The 15,425-nt window shown below is 36.2% G+C and carries 16 protein-coding genes; 11 read left to right on the plus strand and 5 right to left on the minus strand.

Annotated features, from left to right (window positions below; all coding sequences use genetic code 11):
• Positions 1-79 precede the first annotated feature (79 nt).
• From AC52CF_RS00470 to AC52CF_RS00500, 7 genes are all read left to right on the plus strand, one after another.
• Positions 80-856: an HU domain-containing protein gene (locus AC52CF_RS00470; RefSeq protein ID WP_496517714.1), complete on the plus strand. Its 777-nt coding sequence runs from the start codon at positions 80-82 to the stop codon at positions 854-856.
• The gene (locus AC52CF_RS00475) at positions 844-1,365 is read left to right on the plus strand and encodes an acyl-CoA thioesterase (protein ID WP_496517715.1); all 522 of its coding nucleotides are present in this window, start codon (positions 844-846) and stop codon (positions 1,363-1,365) included. Before AC52CF_RS00470 ends, AC52CF_RS00475 begins: the two co-directional genes overlap by 13 nt.
• 213 nt (positions 1,366-1,578) lie before the next feature.
• On the plus strand, positions 1,579-1,860 hold the full coding sequence (locus tag AC52CF_RS00480) for a GxxExxY protein (protein ID WP_496517716.1): 282 nt from the start codon (positions 1,579-1,581) through the stop codon (positions 1,858-1,860).
• A 47-nt stretch (positions 1,861-1,907) separates the two neighbouring features.
• Positions 1,908-2,837 (plus strand): 2-hydroxyacid dehydrogenase, encoded by a 930-nt coding sequence (locus AC52CF_RS00485; RefSeq protein WP_496517717.1) that lies wholly within the window; start codon positions 1,908-1,910, stop codon positions 2,835-2,837.
• A 152-nt stretch (positions 2,838-2,989) separates the two neighbouring features.
• Entirely contained in the window at positions 2,990-4,252 is a 1,263-nt protein-coding gene (locus AC52CF_RS00490) for a serine hydrolase domain-containing protein (protein WP_496517718.1), read from the plus strand.
• Between the two features lie 25 nt (positions 4,253-4,277).
• Positions 4,278-6,023 carry an Ig-like domain-containing domain gene (locus AC52CF_RS00495; protein ID WP_496517719.1) on the plus strand — a complete coding sequence of 582 codons (1,746 nt, stop codon included), beginning with the start codon at positions 4,278-4,280 and terminating at the stop codon, positions 6,021-6,023.
• A 2-nt stretch (positions 6,024-6,025) separates the two neighbouring features.
• Positions 6,026-6,484, plus strand: coding sequence for a heme-binding domain-containing protein (locus AC52CF_RS00500; RefSeq protein ID WP_496517720.1), 459 nt, complete (start codon positions 6,026-6,028; stop codon positions 6,482-6,484).
• Positions 6,485-7,059: 575 nt separating this feature from the next.
• Here AC52CF_RS00500 and AC52CF_RS00505 read toward each other — a convergent pair.
• The 5 genes from AC52CF_RS00505 to AC52CF_RS00525 form a co-directional block, all read right to left on the minus strand.
• Positions 7,060-7,575, minus strand: coding sequence for an NUDIX hydrolase (locus tag AC52CF_RS00505; RefSeq protein WP_496517721.1), 516 nt, complete (start codon positions 7,573-7,575; stop codon positions 7,060-7,062).
• Positions 7,572-8,486: a site-specific tyrosine recombinase XerD gene (gene xerD, locus AC52CF_RS00510; protein ID WP_214587547.1), complete on the minus strand. Its 915-nt coding sequence runs from the start codon at positions 8,484-8,486 to the stop codon at positions 7,572-7,574. Before xerD ends, AC52CF_RS00505 begins: the two co-directional genes overlap by 4 nt.
• Positions 8,487-8,492: 6 nt before the next feature.
• Positions 8,493-8,915 (minus strand): deoxycytidylate deaminase, encoded by a 423-nt coding sequence (locus tag AC52CF_RS00515; protein ID WP_235131947.1) that lies wholly within the window; start codon positions 8,913-8,915, stop codon positions 8,493-8,495.
• A gap of 48 nt (positions 8,916-8,963) precedes the next feature.
• Entirely contained in the window at positions 8,964-9,731 is a 768-nt protein-coding gene (locus AC52CF_RS00520) for an enoyl-CoA hydratase/isomerase family protein (RefSeq protein WP_496517722.1), read from the minus strand.
• Between the two features lie 105 nt (positions 9,732-9,836).
• Positions 9,837-11,324 carry a catalase gene (locus AC52CF_RS00525; protein ID WP_496517723.1) on the minus strand — a complete coding sequence of 496 codons (1,488 nt, stop codon included), beginning with the start codon at positions 11,322-11,324 and terminating at the stop codon, positions 9,837-9,839.
• Positions 11,325-11,456: 132 nt separating this feature from the next.
• Between AC52CF_RS00525 and AC52CF_RS00530 the strand changes: the two genes are divergently transcribed.
• The 4 genes from AC52CF_RS00530 (at position 11,457) to AC52CF_RS00545 (ending at position 15,284) form a co-directional block, all read left to right on the plus strand.
• Positions 11,457-12,407: a LysR substrate-binding domain-containing protein gene (locus AC52CF_RS00530; RefSeq protein ID WP_076396233.1), complete on the plus strand. Its 951-nt coding sequence runs from the start codon at positions 11,457-11,459 to the stop codon at positions 12,405-12,407.
• Positions 12,408-12,647: 240 nt separating this feature from the next.
• Complete coding sequence (gene metK, locus AC52CF_RS00535; protein WP_214587543.1) at positions 12,648-13,928, plus strand: methionine adenosyltransferase; 1,281 nt, start codon at positions 12,648-12,650, stop codon at positions 13,926-13,928.
• A gap of 81 nt (positions 13,929-14,009) precedes the next feature.
• The gene (locus AC52CF_RS00540; protein ID WP_214587542.1) at positions 14,010-14,501 is read left to right on the plus strand and encodes a hypothetical protein; all 492 of its coding nucleotides are present in this window, start codon (positions 14,010-14,012) and stop codon (positions 14,499-14,501) included.
• A 192-nt stretch (positions 14,502-14,693) separates the two neighbouring features.
• On the plus strand, positions 14,694-15,284 hold the full coding sequence (locus AC52CF_RS00545) for an RNA polymerase sigma factor (protein WP_214587541.1): 591 nt from the start codon (positions 14,694-14,696) through the stop codon (positions 15,282-15,284).
• Positions 15,285-15,425 lie beyond the last annotated feature (141 nt).

The following is a 15,425-nucleotide window of genomic DNA, read 5'->3' on the forward strand; positions in this document are numbered from 1 at the left end:
TAAAAATAAATTTGGTTACAGTTAAGCATGAAATATTTTAATCTATTTTTTACTCAAAAAGTCATAAATTTGCTGCCAAATGAATATTTCAGCTTACATTTTAGAATATTTGAAACAATTCGGGACCGTTATTGTTCCGGATTTTGGCGTTTTTTCTTTGGAAAATTCCAAAGCCATTATCAATTCCGAAAATGGGAGCATTCTTCCTCCTGCAAGCAAAATCGTTTACAGTTCCGATTATGAGGCGAAATCTGATGATTTGGCATCTTTTATTGCGGGGCAAAAACAGATGACTTTGGAAGCTTCAAAAACAGATCTTCAGATTCAGACCGATTTTTGGAAGAAAAAACTGCAGGCAGATCAGACGCTTGAAATTCAGGGTTTAGGAGTCCTTTTTGTAGAAGACGGCAAAACGCACTTCAAAGGAAACAGACTGCAGTCGGATCATCCGGATTTTTATGGTCTTGAAGAAATTAAGATTTCCGATATTAGCAATAAAAACATTCCGTTAGCAACTTCTCTGAATACGGAAAAAGATTATCAGTTTAATAAATCTATTCTTTGGGCTTTTCTGATTATCATCCCGATTTTAGGAATCGTATACGTAGCTTACACGCAGCAGGAACTTCTTTTCGGAGAGAAATCTTTTGACAAAGCCAATATCTCTATACAGACAAAAACACACAGAATTCAGGACACTGTAAAAGCTCAGCCAAAAATAATGAATCCTGCTCCGGTTGCGGATTCTTTAAAGAAAGATTCTGTGGTTCCAAAAGCGGTTCAGCCTGCAGTGCAAAATGCGGCAAAAGTTCCGGCAACTCAAAACAACACTAAGACAACGAAATGGCAAAAATAAAAAAGGCGTCAGAATCTCTGACGGTGATGACGAATATTGTACTTCCGAATGATACCAACCAATTGAGAAACCTTTTCGGAGGAGAATTATTGGCAAGAATGGACCGATGTGCTTCGATTTCCGCAACAAGACATTGCGAAAGGAGAGTGGTAACGGCATCCGTAAATCACGTTTCATTCGACCATCCGATTCCGGAAGGAGGAATTGTTGTAATGGAATCCAAAGTTTCCAGAGCTTTTTCCACCTCAATGGAAATCTATGTAGATGTTTGGCTGGACGATCCGATCAATCATAAAAAAATTCAGACCAACAAAGGAATTTATACCTTCGTTGCGGTAGATGAGTTCAACAGACCGATCCCGATTCCTGATATGGAACCTGAAACAGATCTTGAAAAAGAACGATATGCAGCGGCACTGAGAAGAAAAGAACTTTCCCTGATTCTTTCCGGAAGAATGAAACCCTCTGAATCTATTGAGCTTAAAAAGCTTTTTCAGGAGCCGAACTGATAAACACAAATAACACAAATGTATACACAAATTTTCGCAAATAATTTTATTTCGTTACTACACTCAAAAAGAAATTTGTGTTTTAGATTATTATAACACAAGATGAAAAATGATATTTCTGAAAATGAAATCTCGAAAATAGTTTATGAGTCCGGTTATTTAGTTCATAAAGTTTTAGGACCCGGATTGTTAGAGAGCGCTTACTAAGAATGTATGCTGTATGAACTTCAAAAGCAGGGACTTTTTGTAGAAAAACAAAAACCAATGCCTTTGATTTATGAAGATGTGAAATTAGATGTAGGTTACAGGCTCGATTTATTTATTGAAAATAAATTTATATTAGAAATAAAATCCGTTGAGTTACTGAATGATGTGCATTTAGCTCAGATTCTTACCTATCTTCGATTGAGCAATTCCAAACTTGGAATGTTGATTAATTTTAATACCCATCAGTTTAAAGATGGTGTAAAAAGAGTAATCAACGGCAAATTATAGTTTAGTGCCATTTGTGCAACAATATTAGTGTCATTAGTGTTAAAAAAATGAAAATTTTACTCCTCGATAAAAACCACCCCTTAATTACCGAACAGCTTTTAGCTAAAAACTTTATTCTGGAAGAAGATTTCAGCTCTTCTTATGATGAGGTTTGTGCTAAAATTGAACAATATGACGGAATTATCATCCGAAGCAGAATTCCTTTGGATAAGAATTTTTTAGAAAAAGCTAAAAATCTGAAATTCATTGCAAGAGTAGGAGCGGGAATGGAAAATATAGACATTCCGGTTGCTGAAAAATTGGGAATTCAACTGATTAATTCTCCGGAAGGAAACAGGGATTCTGTGGCAGAACACGTTGTCGGGATGTTGCTGATTTTAATGAACCGGCTTTTTATCGCTTCTCAGGAAGTAAAAAACGGCATCTGGCTTCGTGAAGAAAACAGAGGCGACGAACTGTTGGGAAAAACGGTCGGACTCATCGGTTACGGAAATATGGGAAAAGCCACGGCAAAAAGACTTTCAGGGTTTGGCTGTACAGTGATTTTCCATGATATTCTACCGGATCTTTCGGATGAATTCGCAACACAGGTTTCTCTGGAGGAATTAAAACAAAGAGCTGAAGTTGTAAGCTTACATATTCCATTAACGGAACAGACCTATTATTTGGTGGACGGTCCGTTTATCTCTGATATGAAAAACAATTTCTATTTTGTAAACACAGCAAGAGGAAAGAATGTTGAAACGAAAAGTTTAGTTGAGGCATTAAAAGCAGGTAAAGTAAAAGGAGCCTGTCTTGATGTTCTGGAATACGAAAAATCTTCTTTCGAAAATCTGGAAACGGAGAATGAAGACCTTCAATACCTTCTGGAATCCGAGAAAGTAATTGTTACTCCGCATATTGCAGGATGGACGGTTCAGAGTAAAGAAAAATTGGCGCAGGTGATTGTAGATAAAATTGTGGCACAGTTTGCTTAGCCTTGAAATTCAGTAAGATTAGAAATAAATTTTGACGATACTATTTTATGAATTATTTTTCATTTTTATTTATGTTAAATAATTCATAATTTCTATTCAGGAGATACGAATTATTTCGAGTTTTATTAAATTGCCGCTCATTTTCGAAACTCATGACGAAGCGTAATTTTATCCTTGTATTATCTGCCTTTTTATTTCTTTTTTCCTGCAAAAAAAAATCTGAAAATCAGGACAGTGTCGCTGAAAGCACGACCAATCTTCCCAATTACGGAAATGTAGACTTAGCCAAAGTTTTTGCACCTGCCGAAAATCAGGTTGTCAATAAGGCTTCACTGGCAAATTACATCAACAGTTATTACCAGAAAGTTTGGGAAAACGGTGATCTGAGCGGGGGAATTTTAGTCGCGAAAGGAGATAATATTATTTACGAAAATTACAGAGGCTTTGCCAGAGAAGGAAATCAGAACCCGATCGGTAAAAATACGCCGCTTCATGTGGCTTCCGTTTCAAAAACGTTAACCGCAATGGCGATGCTGAAACTTATTGAAGCAGGAAAAGTGAATTTATCTGATCATCTTACCCAGTATTTTCCGGGTTTTCCTTATCCGAATGTTACTGTTAAAACATTGCTCGATCAAAGAAGCGGTCTTCCTAAATACGAATACTTCATCACGAAAATTCAGCCGGCTCCCGCAGAACTTTCAAAAACGTTCCTTACGAATGAGGATATTTTGAATATGATCATTAAATATAAACCGGATCTGGCGAGAGAAACAGATACCGGATTTATGTACTGCAACACGAATTTTGCCATGTTGGCTTTAATTATTGAAAAAGTAACAAAAGTTCCTTTTCCGCAGGCAATGAAAGAAATGGTTTTTGATCCTCTGAAAATGAAAAACACCTATATTTTTCAGGAAAAAGATATTCCGACAGCGTCACAGTCTTTTTATTACGGAGGAAGTAAACTGTATCCCTTAGACAGACTGGATTTAATTTACGGAGATAAAAATGTATATACCACACCGCGAGATTTATACAGCTTTTCAAAAGCAATGTTTTCGAAAGATTTTTTAAAGCCTGAATTGATGGAGCAGGTTTTCACGCCTTACAGCAATGAAAAATTCGGAATGAATAATTACGGTTTCGGCTTCAGGATGAAAATTTTTGATAACGGAGAAAAACTCACGTATCACAACGGATGGTGGCACGGAACCAATTCCGTTTTTGCCCATCTTCTGAAATCTAAAGTCACCATTATTGCCATTGGAAATAAATACTCCAACAGAGTATATACCGCTTTGGCATTATCGGGATTATTCGAAGATTTTCCGCCTCAGAAAGATAAACTTCACAGCGTAATGAGCGATGATCGCGATACATTGAAAGGTCATGGTGAAGTTTATGGAGAATAATGTTTATTTTTGCGTAAACATCTTCATGAAAAGAATTCTTTTTTTATTGGTTTTCGCTTTTCTTTTGCAGTCTTGTGCAAGAGTAGGTTCGCCTATCGGTGGCGCAAAAGATTCCTTAGCTCCGAAATTTTTAAGCTCAAATATCGATTCTTCAAGAGTAAATGTTCCGAGAGATATAAAGCAGCTAAGAATAGATTTTGACGAATACATTACATTAAAAGACATCAACAAAAACCTGAATATTTCTCCGCCGATTAAAAATATCACCAGAATTGTTCCTTCCAATATTGCCAACAAGTTTATCCTGATCCAGTGGAAAGATACTTTACAGGCAAATACAACGTATAATTTTAATTTCGGAAATTCTATTGCAGATAATAATGAAGCCAATATTCTGAGATATTACAATTTCGCGTTTTCTACGGGAGACAAGCTTGATGATCTTTATGTAAGCGGGGATGTAAGAGATGCTTTATCCATTAAAAAAGCCAGTGAAAATAAATTTGTGGTAGGATTGTATCAGGTAAAAGACACCATCAATTACAGACAAAAACCTTACTACATTACGAAAGTTGATGATGATGGCTATTTTGAGCTGAATTATCTTGCTGCCGGAAAATATAAAATCATCGCGTTTGAAGATGAAAACGGAAATTCCATGTACGATCCAGGGAAAGAAAAAGTAGGCTTTCAGAAAGATCCTGTTGTCGTAGAAAAATCGGTTTCAGGATTAAATCTGAAATTATATCCGTCTAAAAAACCGGTGAAATACCTTGAAATGAAAGAAGCTCCGGGAGGAGTTCTCATGACTTTTGAAGGAAAACCGAATGAAGTTACCGTAAAACCTTTAAATGAAAAAATAAAAGAATACAAGGTAACCCACGCTCCGAAGTCCGATTCCGTAAGAATCTGGTTTGATGCCGTAAAAAGTGAGGTAGGACAGACCACGAACGAGAATTTAAAGTTCGGGTACAATGCAGGAATAGGAAAGAAAGACAGTCTTTACAACGCCTCGTTGTTTTACAGATACAATGCGAAAAACGCAATGGATATTAACAGCGATAACGGCGGTGCCATGCTTCCTCCGAAAGAAGACTTTAAAATCCTTTCCAATTATTATGTGGATAAAATAAACACCGATAAATGGATTTTCAGAGTTGCAGGAGATTCCCTGAACACCGTTCCTTTTACCGCAAAAATCTCAGAGAAAAATCCGTATCAGATTTTGGTGAAAGCGGATTTTATTTCAGGTAAAAAATATCAGCTTACCATTCCGAAAGAAACCGTTTCATCATTCTTTGCCAAAAATTATCAGTCGAAACGTTTCGATTTTGAAGCTGATAAAGTCGAGAATTTCGGAAGCTTGAAATTCATCCTTCAGAATGCTCCGAAATCAAGCTACTGGCTGCAGCTCTTGGACAGTTCAGATAAAGTGTTGTTTCAGAAATATACCAAAGGAAGCGAGGTGAAATTTGATATCCTAAAACCCGGAGAATACATTGTAAGGATTTTAGTGGATAACAACGGAAATGGCTTTTGGGACGAAGCAGATTTCCAGAACGAAACTTTTGCAGAAGATTCCTACATTTACTACAAAACAGCCATCGTAAGACCGCTTTGGGACAGCAACGAAAACTGGGATCTGAAAGATACAAGAGTTCTGGATCCTTCAAAAATCAGCACACCGAAAGCAGAGCCGAAATCTCAGCCGAAAGATGCTAATAAGCTTGATCTGAAAGGAAATGATGCTTTGGTAACGCCTTCAAGATAAATATGAAAACATTTAAGAAAATATTTTTCTGGACTTTGCTGGGATTTGCTTTAATTCAGTTTATTTCAACAGATAAAGTAAATCCTCCGGTGGATCACAAAGTGAATTTTGTGGATGCTAAAAAAACACCTGCAAAAATTCAGGGATTGCTGAAAGGAGCATGCTACGATTGTCATTCCAACGAAACGGTTTATCCTAAATATGCTTATATCGCGCCAATTTCATGGTCTGTGAAAAGCCATATCAACGAAGGACGGGAACATCTTAATTTTTCGATTTGGGAAACGTACAACAGAGATTTAAAGCAGAGTATGCTGAGTAAGTCGATCCAGACCATTCAGAATAAAATGATGCCGATGCCCGGTTATATTGTTTATCATAAGGAAGCCAATCTTTCCGATGCAGAAAGAGCTTTGCTGATTCAGTATTTTGATCAGATGCTGAAATCCAAAACTTATTAATCGTATTTAATCGTCATAAGAATTTAAAAAGATAAATAGTTTAACTATTTGATTTTCATTGTTATTCTATTCAGAAAATCAATCGCTTTTTGTATTGCTTTGATAAGTGAAGCGACATTGTTTATTTTAAAAGCATTTCAGAGAATACTTCTTCGTTTTTCTTGCGATAAAATAATCAGATTTCGAAAATCAACTTAAGAATCTTTAATTTAACCAGAGTTCGAGATAAGTCTTCTTAACCGCAAGGTTAAACAAAGAAATTCAATTATCAGGAATTCAGTTTTTAAGATATACAAAGGCGTAAAACTTATCCAAGTAATACCATTTTTGTCTTTTTTAAATAAACGAAGTGCCTTTGTTTAGCTTACCAATTTTCAATAAGTAAAAAAAACTTTTCTTTTTCTTTGCGATAAGTTAATATCATGCTATAAATCAATTATTTAAATTTATTTCTTATTCCTGACTGAGGTTAATTTATGTTGATCATGCAAAGCAAGAGCATAAAAAAACTCCCGCAAATTTTACATGTTCAGTAGACATCTGTAAAATCTGCAGGAGAATCTATTTCAGGAATATTAAATATTCTTCAGATACTCTTCAAAAAACTTTTTCTGAGAATCAAAAGCAATATCCTCAAGATTCAATTCTTTTAAAGGAATCCAGACTGCTTCTGAAATTTCAGACAATTCAAGATTCACTTCAAATTTTTCCGGAACGCGGTATTCATAAAAAAGATCAATGGTATTATAATCAATCTCTTTGTACTGATAGACGTTTGGAAGGCTCGTTAAGTACTTTAAATTTGAAATATCAACACCAAGCTGCAGCTCTTCAAAAAGTTCTCTTTTACAGGTCTCTTCTGCACTTTCCTTCGGATCTACAAAACCTCCTGCAAGATCGAGTTTTCCCTTCTTAGGATCTCTGTTTCTTCTTGTAAGATAAATTTCATCATTATATCTTATTACCACAGCTACCGCTCCGGCAACGTTGTTGTATAATGTGAAACCACAGTTTTGGCAGCTCCATTTTCTTTCTCCATCCCACTGTAAAGATTCTTTGCCGCAGTTGGGGCAATATTTCAATATTTTCATTGAGTTACATTAATATTTCTCGGGTGATAAGACAAGATAACATCACGCAGCTCCTCTGTTTTCAGGTGGGTGTAGATCTCTGTCGTTGTAATGCTGGAATGTCCAAGCATTTCCTGGATATAACGAAGATCTGCACCATTCTGAAGCAAATGGGTTGCAAAAGAATGCCTGAATGTATGTGGTGATATTTTTTTGCTTACACCCGCCTTGTCTGTTAATTCTTTTATAATTAAAAATACGATTACTCTGGACATCGATGTTCCGCGGCTGTTCAGGAATAAAGTGTCCTCATATTTTTTATTGATTTTGCTTTTGGAACGTACTTCCTGAATATAATTTTCCAAAAGATCTGCCGTATAATCTGCCAAAGGGACGAAACGTGTTTTGTTTCCCTTTCCGTTTACCTTGATATACTGCTCTTTAAAATTGATATTGGAAATTTTCAGATCAATAAGTTCCGAAACGCGAAGTCCGCATCCGTACAGAACTTCGATGATACACTGGTTTCTCTTTCCAAGATCAGAGTTTACTTCAATCGCACTGATGATCCTGTTGATATCGGGCAGACTTAAAGTATCCGGTAAATAAAGACCCAGTTTCGGACCTTCAAGCAGAGAAGCCGGATTGTCTTCACGGTATTCATCCTCCAGTAAAAATTTGAAGAATGCTTTAATGGAAGAGATCCATCTCGCCTGAGATCTTTCGCTGAATTTTTGTTTGGAAAGATTGAAAATGTATTCCTGCAGATTTTCGTAGCCTATAGTATCGGGCCCGACGTTGCCCAGATCTTCTTCTGCGTATTCTTTTAGTTTTCTGATGTCTCGAATATAGGCGTCGAGAGTATTTTCTGAAAAGTTTCTCTCGAATCGAAGAAAGATTTCAAAATCCTTAATTTTTTCATCCCAAGTCATGTTGTGTTATTTTTTTAGTTCACTTTCCGAAATTTGCTCTATTTCAATATTGTGGTTTCTTAAAAATGATATCCCGTCGTCATCCGAATATTCATTGATGTAGACAAGTCTGGTAATTCCCGCCTGCAGAATCAGCTTACTGCATTCTTTACATGGCGAAAGCGTTAAATACAATGTTGCACCTTTTGCAGACTGCGTGGAAGCTGCTAATTTTAAAATAGCATTCGCTTCTGCATGAAGTACGTACCAGTGTGTTTTCCCGTCACTGTCCTCACAGCAGTTTTCAAATCCTGAAGGAGTACCATTATAACCATCTGAAATAATCATCCTATCTTTTACGATAAGAGCTCCTACTTGTTTTCGTTTACAGTAGGAAAGTTTTGCCCATTCCTGAGCCATTTTTAGATAAGCTTTGTCAAACTTATTCATACCGCAGCATTGTTTGTTTCGAAATAATTTGTATTAAGGGTAAAAAGTTTAGAAGCTTGGCTTTCTTTTTTCAAGAAAAGCAGAAACTCCTTCTTTTTTGTCGTCCATTTCAAAAAGCTCTCCGAAATATTTAATCTCAGTTTCAAAACCTTTATCCGTGTCCGATAAGTTTGCAGCATGAATTGCTTTCGAAATTGCCATTGGTGAATTGTGGGCAATAATCTTGGCTAATTCTTTTGTCTTATTTAATAATTCTTCTATTGGATACACTTCATTTACCAGTCCGATTTCTTTTGCTTTTGCAGCAGGAACCATTTTGGCAGAGAAGATCATTTCATTGGCAATACCTTTTCCTACAAGCTTCGGCAGTCTTTGGGTTCCTCCGTAACCGGGAATTAATCCTAAAGTTACTTCCGGAAGTCCCAGTTTTGCATTTTCCGATGCGTATCTGATGTGGCATGCCATGGCAAGCTCAAGACCTCCGCCTAATGCAAAACCGTTTACGGCTGCAATTACAGGCTTGGTCATATTTTCAATTTTATTGAATAAAGTATTGTGTCCGTTTCTAGCAAGTTCTTCTGCCTTTTCCTGTCCAAAATCACTGAATTCTTTAATGTCTGCTCCAGCAACAAAAGATTTTTCACCGCTTCCTGTAAGAATAACTACTCTGCAGGATTGGTCTGAATCTAATTCGTTCAACGCTGAACTTAATTCGCTGATCGTTTTAGCATTGAGTGCATTTAAACTCTCAGGTCGGTTTATTGTAATAATAGATATTTTATCTTCCTTATTTAATAATATATTTTCGTAACCCATTTTCCACTTTAAAATATTATTCTGTGCAAATTATGAATTTTTTATAAAAAAAAGGAAAAAATATTGATTTTTTTTCCTTCTGATTGAAATTATTGTTTAAGATACTTATTTCGTGTGGTTCATCATATTTGCATCAATAATCACATTCAATTGAGAAGCTACCTTCATGCCCAATTCAATATTGGCCCTGAAAAAATGACATAACTGTCTGTTAATGATCTCGTCTCTTTTAGGTCCTGTAATTCCTTTCATGCTTCCAACGATGTTATTTACAAGGTTTTGTCTGTCTTCGGTATTCATTGCCTTTGTATATAATAATCCGGGTTGGGTGTAATGATCGTCATCATTTTCGTTTCTGTTGTAGCTTGCTACGTGTGCGCTGTCCAGTTCATATTCGAAACTTTTATAAGCAGAATCCGGTTTAATATCATCAAAACTGTTCGGATGATAATTCGGTTTGTCCTGATAATGGCTTGAATCTGCCATAAATCCGTCTCTCTGATAATTATTAACCGCAAAAGGGCATCTGTTAACTTCCAGCAGATGAGCATTTACGCCCACTCTGTATCGGTGCGCATCCGGATAAGAAAATAATCTTCCCTGAAGCATTTTATCCGGCGAAAAACTGATACCGTCGATTAAATTGCTTGGCGAAAAAACAGATTGTTCCACGTGTGCAAAATAATTGACAGGAACTTCGTTCAATTCCATTTCTCCGACTTCAATTAACGGGAAATCGCTTTGGAACCATACTTTGGTAATGTCAAAAGGATTCCATCTGAAGTCTCTTGCCTGTTCTTCCGTCATCACCTGAATGTACATCGTCCATTTCGGGAAATTTCCTTCCTCGATGGCATTGCAAAGGTCTTCCTGAGCGAAATCCGGATTTTCCCCAGCCATTTTTACCGCTTCATCATTCGTGAAATTTTTAATTCCCTGTTTGGATTTTAAATGAAACTTAACCCAGACTCTTTCGTTCTGAGCATTGATCATAGAGAATGTGTGAGAACCGAAACCGTGCATGTGTCTGTGTCCGTAAGGTGTACCTCTGTCCGACATTAAGATCAAAACCTGATGAAGAGATTCAGGATTCAGGCTCCAGAAATCCCACATCATAGTTGCGCTTTTCAGATTGGTTTTCGGAACTCTTTTCTGGGTATGGATGAAATCCGGGAATTTTTTCGCATCCTTGATGAAAAAAACCGGCGTGTTGTTTCCAACAAGATCCCAGTTTCCGTCTTCTGTGTAGAATTTTAAAGCAAAACCTCTTGGATCTCTCGCGGTATCTGCACTTCCTTTCTCTCCGCCTACTGTGGAAAAGCGGGCAAACATTCTGCATGAATTGCCAACTTTAGAAAATAATTTTGCTTTTGTATATTGGGTAATATCGTGGGTAACCGTAAAAGTTCCGTAAGCTCCCGTTCCTTTTGCATGAACAATTCTTTCCGGGATTCTTTCTCTTACAAAATGAGCAAGATTTTCCTGCAAAATGAAGTCCTGCAGCAGTACCGGACCTCTTGGACCGACTGTCTGGGAATCCTGATGTTCGTAATAGGGAGCGCCGTTACTTAAGGTTAATTTTTTAGAATCCATAGATTTATGATTTTTGTGAATGATTTTTTAACTGCTTTTGTTTATGTAAAGGTACTAAATATCAAATTTACTTGAATTTTTAATTGCAAATGGCAAAAACATTTTATCTTTGTCATAGATAATATTAATCAGATGAACATTCAGCAACTCGAGTATCTTATCGCGGTTGATAAGTACAAACATTTTGGGAAAGCGGCTCAAGCATGCTTCATTACGCAACCTACACTAAGTGCAATGATACAGAAATTTGAGGACGAACTGGATGTGAAGGTTTTCGACAGGACAACGCACCCGATCCGTACCACAGATGTGGGGCTTCAGATCATTGATCAGGCGAAGGTGATTATAGAATCTGTCAATGAACTTAAAAATAAAGCCAATCTTTTAAACAATATTTTAGGAGGAACCATCAATATCGGAATCATTCCTACCGTTTCTTCTTTCATCCTGCCTACGGAAATTTTCAAATTTTTGGAAGAAAATCCGAAAATCCAAATGAATGTAAAAGAAATGACAACGGACAACATCATCAAAGCTTTGAAAGCTGGGGAATTGGATGCCGGAATTATTTCAACACCATATGATGCGGCAGATGAATTTTATCAGGATTTCTTATTTAATGAAGAATTAATGATCTACAGTTCTGAGAAAGAAGCCAACAAGAAAAACTCTTATGTCGTTCCTGAAGAACTGAATGTAGAAAAAGTGTGGCTTCTTGAAGAAGGAAACTGTCTGAGAAACCAATTCGAAAATATCTGTCACTTAAAAGAAAATACATTAAAGCCCAAAAACTTAGATTTTCTCGCTTCTAATATCCAGACTTTGGTTCATATGGTGGATAAAGTGGGAGGAATCAGTATTTTGCCTGAGTTGGCTCTTAACCAGCTTTCAGATGTACAGAAGGAGAATGTTTTCAGATTTAAGAAGCCTTTCCCGTACAGAGAAATCAGCATTATTTACTACAAACCAACCTTTAAGCAGAAAATTATTGATGAATTGTCGCATTCTATTAGAAATTCTTTAGAGAAAAAACTGAATTATCACGAGAATCCGAAAGAATTTGTAAGCATAAAACCGCAATAGTGTTTTATGTTAAATATCATCAAATCATCAATTTAAAGAAAAGATAATAAGTAGACAAAAATTTTGAGTATTAAAAAATAGTACTTAAATTTGCCAACGTTTACGAACGAGGAAAAATTTGACCTGATTGCAACCTCTATAAAAATATGCTAAAACAGTATTCTTTTTTAGACCTTCATTAGACAATTTATTCTTATTTTTCTTCGTATATTTTTTTAATCTAAAAACAAATAGAATAATATGTCTTATTTATTTACATCTGAATCTGTTTCAGAAGGACATCCGGACAAAATTGCCGATCAGATTTCCGACGCATTAATTGATCATTTTTTAGCATACGACAAAAACTCAAAAGTAGCTTGTGAAACTCTTGTAACAACAGGACAGGTGGTTTTAGCCGGTGAAGTAAAATCTGATGCTTATCTTGATGTTCAGACGATCGCGAGAGAGGTAATCAACGGGATTGGTTATACAAAAGGAGAATATATGTTCAACGGAGATTCTTGTGGGGTTATTTCTGCGATCCACGAACAGTCTCCGGATATCAATCAGGGAGTAGACAGAGTAGTAACGGATGAGTCTTTCGAAGCTAAAGCGAATGCACAGGGAGCGGGAGATCAGGGAATGATGTTCGGATACGCAACCAACGAAACGGCGAATTACATGCCTTTGGCTCTGGATCTTGCACATACTATTCTTAAGGAACTTTCTGCGATCAGAAGAGAAGATTCAGAAATTAAATATCTTCGTCCTGATGCAAAATCCCAGGTTACTATTGAATATTCTGACGATCATAAACCAATCAGAATCGACTCTATCGTAGTTTCTACACAACATGACGATTTCGGATCTGAAGAAGAAATGCTGAACAAAATCAGAGAAGACATCAAAAATATTCTGATTCCTAGAGTAGTTGCTTTACAGACAGAAGAAATTAAAGCGTTATTCAACGATCAGATCAAATATCATATCAATCCGACAGGTAAATTCGTAATCGGTGGTCCTCACGGAGATACAGGTCTTACAGGAAGAAAGATTATCGTAGATACGTACGGAGGAAAAGGAGCTCACGGTGGAGGTGCATTCTCAGGAAAAGATCCTTCAAAAGTAGACAGAAGTGCTGCTTATGCAACAAGACACATTGCTAAAAATCTGGTGGCTGCAGGAGTTGCTGACGAAGTTTTGGTACAGGTTTCTTACGCAATCGGGGTTGCTGAACCTTGCGGATTGTACATTAACACGTACGGAACAGCAAAAGTAGATCTTAACGATGGAGAAATTGCTAAAAAAGTTTCTACCATCTTCGATTTGAGACCTTACGCAATCGAGCAGAACTTAAAGCTAAGAAACCCGATCTATCAGGAAACAGCTTCTTACGGGCACATGGGAAAAGAGCATTATGTTGCCAGCAAAACTTTCAATAAAGGTCATAAAAATGAGCTTACTCTGGAAAACCTTGAGTTCTTTACATGGGAAAAATTAGACAAAGTAGAAGAAATTAAAGCTTCTTTCGGAATTTAATTTAAACTTATACAATATAAATAGCTGCTTTATCTTTTGATAAGGCAGTTTTTTTTATTTTTACATTAAATAAATTTGAAGATGATAAACGCCAGATTTGCAATCGCAATCCTTTCCGTATTTTTCCTGAGTACATTTGCTAAAGCCCAGTTAACCGTACATAAAATGATAAGCGTAGGATATACGTACCAAAACCAGAGTTTCGGGGAAATAGGAGGGAAGCTGCTTTTCTTAAAAAATGATGATGTTATTTACCGTTTGGGAGCTTCCGCATTAATGGGTTCTGCGCATTCCCAATTTGCTGTCATGCCTAAAATTTCAGCCGATGTTCTGTTAAATTTTGAAAAAAATGTAGATTTCAACCATTCTTACTATTTTCTGATGGGAGCGGAAGGAACCAACAAATATATTGCTCCGAAGGTAGGTGTTACGCTTTTCGGGATTCTTGATCTTACGGGAGGATATGCTTTCCCGATCGGAAACAGCGGAATAAATGGTAAGGAACTGAAGGGGATAAATGTTAATTTTACATTAAATATCCCTACTGTATTCATTCACGATATGTTTAAGTAGATTTTTTTAAATTTTTCTCGTAAAAAGTTAATAAATGGTTAACAGTTATTAAAAATTTATTATATTTACACCATAGAAAAATTGTATCCGCCTATTGATTCGACTTTACTCTGAAGAATTGTTTTGTATTTACAGCTGAAGCCAGATAAAATATCTGGAATTACAGTCAGCAATATTTATTGAGAAGAAGTTATGAAATCAAAATCGGATAGTTTACTAATTTCCCTTTACCAAAAAGGAGACGAAGAGGCGTTGTCTACCCTTATACACCGCCATCAGAGAGAGTTGTTTACATTTATTTTTTACAAAATTAATGATGAAGATTTAGCAAATGATGTGTTTCAGGATACCTTCATGAAAATTATCATTATGCTGAAGGAAGGACGCTATAACGAAGAAGGAAAATTCATTCTTTGGGCGAAAAGAATTGCCCATAATCTTATTATCGATCATTTCAGGTTAAAATCTAAAAATATGAAAGTTTCAGAAACTACTTTTGAAACGGACGAATATTCTGTTTTTGATCTTTTGAGAGAGCCTTCCGAAAATATCGAGGATCAGCTTGTAACCAATCAGATTCAGGAAGATCTTTTAAAAATGCTTCAGTTTTTGCCTGAAAATCAGCAGGAAGTAATTAAACTAAGATTTTTTGACGGGTTAAGTTTTAAAGAAATTGCGGATCATACCGACATGAGTATCAATACTACACTGGGAAGAGTGCGCTATGCTTTAATCAACCTGAGAAAAATCATGGATGAAAATAATATTATCTTAACTAGATAAATAATAATTTCTGAAAATTCCCGTTTTTAAGGAAAAACATTTTCGCCTATGAAAAAAAATGATTCCTTAAAAGTGAAAGCTTTGAAACCTAAGAAACAAACCATTGAGTTTTTACTCAACTTTTCAAAGAGCGTCGAGGTA

The sequence above is a fragment of the Chryseobacterium sp. 2P genome, assembly GCF_059579425.1.

Excerpts from the sequence above, each read along its gene's own strand:
- AC52CF_RS00485 (WP_496517717.1), top strand. The coding sequence starts at position 1,908 with ATGAAAATTTTACTCCTCGATAAAAACCACCCCTTAATTACCGAACAG.
- AC52CF_RS00540 (WP_214587542.1), top strand. The coding sequence starts at position 14,010 with ATGATAAACGCCAGATTTGCAATCGCAATCCTTTCCGTATTTTTCCTG.
- xerD (WP_214587547.1), bottom strand. The coding sequence starts at position 8,486 with ATGACTTGGGATGAAAAAATTAAGGATTTTGAAATCTTTCTTCGATTC.
- AC52CF_RS00475 (WP_496517715.1), top strand. The coding sequence starts at position 844 with ATGGCAAAAATAAAAAAGGCGTCAGAATCTCTGACGGTGATGACGAAT.
- AC52CF_RS00505 (WP_496517721.1), bottom strand. The coding sequence starts at position 7,575 with ATGAAAATATTGAAATATTGCCCCAACTGCGGCAAAGAATCTTTACAG.
- AC52CF_RS00490 (WP_496517718.1), top strand. The coding sequence starts at position 2,990 with ATGACGAAGCGTAATTTTATCCTTGTATTATCTGCCTTTTTATTTCTT.
- AC52CF_RS00530 (WP_076396233.1), top strand. The coding sequence starts at position 11,457 with ATGAACATTCAGCAACTCGAGTATCTTATCGCGGTTGATAAGTACAAA.
- AC52CF_RS00545 (WP_214587541.1), top strand. The coding sequence starts at position 14,694 with ATGAAATCAAAATCGGATAGTTTACTAATTTCCCTTTACCAAAAAGGA.
- AC52CF_RS00470 (WP_496517714.1), top strand. The coding sequence starts at position 80 with ATGAATATTTCAGCTTACATTTTAGAATATTTGAAACAATTCGGGACC.
- AC52CF_RS00495 (WP_496517719.1), top strand. The coding sequence starts at position 4,278 with ATGAAAAGAATTCTTTTTTTATTGGTTTTCGCTTTTCTTTTGCAGTCT.
- AC52CF_RS00525 (WP_496517723.1), bottom strand. The coding sequence starts at position 11,324 with ATGGATTCTAAAAAATTAACCTTAAGTAACGGCGCTCCCTATTACGAA.
- AC52CF_RS00500 (WP_496517720.1), top strand. The coding sequence starts at position 6,026 with ATGAAAACATTTAAGAAAATATTTTTCTGGACTTTGCTGGGATTTGCT.
- AC52CF_RS00480 (WP_496517716.1), top strand. The coding sequence starts at position 1,579 with ATGCTGTATGAACTTCAAAAGCAGGGACTTTTTGTAGAAAAACAAAAA.
- metK (WP_214587543.1), top strand. The coding sequence starts at position 12,648 with ATGTCTTATTTATTTACATCTGAATCTGTTTCAGAAGGACATCCGGAC.
- AC52CF_RS00515 (WP_235131947.1), bottom strand. The coding sequence starts at position 8,915 with ATGAATAAGTTTGACAAAGCTTATCTAAAAATGGCTCAGGAATGGGCA.
- AC52CF_RS00520 (WP_496517722.1), bottom strand. The coding sequence starts at position 9,731 with ATGGGTTACGAAAATATATTATTAAATAAGGAAGATAAAATATCTATT.